General features: G+C 61.9%; 2 protein-coding genes. Both read left to right on the top strand.

Going from position 1 to position 3,066, the window contains the following annotated elements:
* Nucleotides 1–246 precede the first annotated feature (246 nt).
* Nucleotides 247–1,470 carry an aminotransferase class V-fold PLP-dependent enzyme gene (locus A2I95_RS29100; protein ID WP_291735496.1) on the top strand — a complete coding sequence of 408 codons (1,224 nt, stop codon included), beginning with the start codon at nucleotides 247–249 and terminating at the stop codon, nucleotides 1,468–1,470.
* Between the two features lie 24 nt (nucleotides 1,471–1,494).
* Entirely contained in the window at nucleotides 1,495–2,919 is a 1,425-nt protein-coding gene (locus A2I95_RS29095; RefSeq protein WP_291735494.1) for a deoxyribodipyrimidine photo-lyase, read from the top strand.
* Nucleotides 2,920–3,066 lie beyond the last annotated feature (147 nt).

Here is a 3,066-nt window from a genome sequence, read left to right as displayed (position 1 = left end):
TAGGCCATATCAAATCCTCCGTGTTTGCCTGTGGTCAGCATGACAGGTGCTCCTGCCAGTTTCTGGCATCAGCTTCCTGTCTGGAGCCTCCGGTGCAATTGATTTTCTTACCTGCCGTCCCGATCCGGAATTCCGGCTTGCAGGGCTGTCTGTGTTCCCTCAATCCTTGTGCGGGAGCACGGCCTTGCCGGAACCGCAGCAAACTGCGGAGTGCAACAGGACAGCAAGGCGAAAGAGGAGACAGAAATGACCGCATTGGATATTGATTTTGTCCGGGCCCAATTCCCGGCCTTTGCCGAACCCAGCCTTCAGAACCAGGCGTTTTTTGAAAATGCGGGCGGCTCCTATGCCTGCCGCCAGGTGATTGACCGGCTGACCCGGTTCTATACCCAGCGCAAGGTGCAGCCCTATGCGCCTTATAAGGCCTCCCGCCTGGGCGGCGGCGAAATGGACGAAGCCCGTGCTCGTTTGGCAGCGCTGATGGGCGTGGCAACCGAAGAGCTGAGCTTTGGCCCCTCGACCACCCAGAACACCTATGTGCTGGCCCAGGCATTTCGCAAATTCATGAAGCCCGGCGAGGCGATCATCGTCACCAACCAGGACCACGAAGCCAACACCGGCCCTTGGCGCCGTCTGGCCGAGGAGGGGATCGAGATTCGCGAATGGCAGATCGACCCGCAGACCGGACATCTGGACGTGGCGCAACTGGAAAGCCTGCTGGACGAAAACGTCCGCCTGGTCTGTTTCCCCCATTGTTCCAACGTGGTGGGCGAGATCAACCCGGTGCCCGAGATCACAGCCCTAGCCCATGCCGCCGGTGCCTTTGTCTGTGTTGACGGGGTTTCATATGCGCCGCACGGGCTGCCGAACGTGGATGATCTGGGCGCCGATATCTATCTGTTTTCCGCCTACAAGACCTATGGCCCCCATCAGGGCATCATGGTGATCCGCAAGGCGCTGGGCGCGCTGCTGCCAAACCAGGCGCATTACTTCAATGCGGACACACTCTATAAACGGTTCACCCCGGCAGGCCCGGACCATGCCCAGGTGGCGGCCTCGGCCGGCATGGCGGATTATTTCGAGGCATTGGCGGTCCAACATGGCCACGCGGGCACCGCGGCCGAAACCGGCGCCTTTGTCCACGACCTGATGCGTCAGCATGAAATCACCCTGCTGCAGCCGCTGCTGGATGCGGTTAAGGACCGCAACGATGTGCGCTTGCTCGGGCCCGCAACCGCAGAAACCCGCGCGCCCACCGTTGCCATTGCCCTGAACCGTCCGGCTGAGCCGGTTGCCGCGGAGCTGTCGGAATATGGCATTATGGCCGGCGGCGGTGATTTCTACGCGGTGCGCGCCCTTTCCGCGATGGGCATTGATCCAAACGAAGGCGTGCTGCGTATGAGCTTCACCCATTACACATCCCAGGCCGAGGTCGCCAAACTGATCGAGGCCTTGGATCGGGTATTGTAGCCAACCCAGGAAGGGAAGCCAATTATGAGCAGCCGTCCTCTGGCGATCTGGTGGATCCGGCGGGATCTCCGCCTGTGCGACAATCCGGCACTGATGGCTGCCTTGGCAGGGGGCAGCGCTGTCCTGCCGGTCTACGTTCTGGACGAACAGGACGCGGCGCTGGGCGCGGCGCCTAAATTTCGCCTAGGGCTGGGGCTGGAGCGTTTCGCACAGGAGCTGGCCAAGGTCGGCTCCCGCCTGATCTTGCGCCGGGGCAGAGCGCTGGACGTGCTGCAACAGCTGATCCGTGAAACCGGAGCAGGGGCCGTGCATTGGTCCCGCCTGTATGATCCGCAGGCCATCGCCCGCGACACGGATATCAAACAGCGGCTCGCGGCGCAGGGGATCGCGGCTAAGTCTCACGGCGGGCGGTTGTTGTTTGAACCCTGGACGGTCGAGACCAAGACCGGAGGCATGTACAAGGTCTACACCCCGTTTTGGAAGGCCGTGCGGGGCCGCAGCGTCACCAGCCTGCTGGCGGCACCCGCCACGCTGCCAGCACCGGAAAACTGGCCCGTCAGCGAAGATCTCACTGCCTGGGATATGGGCGCCGCCATGCACCGCGGTGCGGATGTGGTGGCCAGCTACTGCCGTGTGGGCGAAGACGCCGCGCTGAACCGTCTGGATGGATTTCTCGAAGACACTGTGGATGTATATAAAGAACGCCGCGATTATCCGGGCGAGGACGCCACCTCCGGCCTGTCGGAAAACCTCGCCTGGGGGGAAATCAGCCCGCACCGCATGTGGCACCTGGGCCGCGCGGCGATGGAGCGCGGCAGCCAGGGTGCGGAACATTTTCTGAAAGAGATCGCCTGGCGCGAGTTCGCCTATCACCTGATGTACAACTCGCCGCATATGCTGACGAGCAGCTGGCGCGACGAATGGCAGGCCTTCCCTTGGGTGCAGGACATCACCCCGCAGGTGCTGGCCTGGCAGCGCGGGCAGACCGGGTACGATTTCATCGATGCCGCCATGCGGGAGCTGTATGTAACCGGAAAGATGCACAACCGGGCCCGGATGATTGTGGCAAGTTTCCTCACCAAGCATTTGATGACACATTGGAAAATCGGGATGGACTGGTTTGCAGAGGCGCTGGTGGACTGGGACCCGGCATCCAACGCCATGGGCTGGCAGTGGGTTGCAGGTTCCGGCCCTGATGCAGCTCCTTTCTTCCGTGTCTTCAACCCCAGCGGTCAGCTGGAAAAATTCGACCCATCAGGCACCTACACGCGACGCTGGATTGCCGAGGGGCAAGGCAACGCACCGCAATCCGCGCTGGACTTTTTCGACGCCGCGCCGCTGTCCTGGAACCTTTCAACGGACACTCCCCGCGCAGAGCCGGTCATTAGCCTGAAAGAGGGGCGCGACCGTGCACTCGCGGCCTATCACGATGCGCGTGAAGACCGCTAACGCATAGTTTTCTTGCCGGAAGGTCCCCCGCGGCCTAGCTTTTTCCTTGTAGCCAGTCCGTGTCTCACAGGGGGAAGCGAATGAAGCTCACGTCCGTTGAGGGCCAGAAAAACCTGCCGCGCTACTTTGCTGCGGTGTTTGCCAAAG

This window comes from Leisingera sp. F5 (assembly GCF_001593695.1).
Note: the sequence above shows the minus strand (reverse complement) of the source record. Positions and strands in the feature narration are given on the sequence as shown.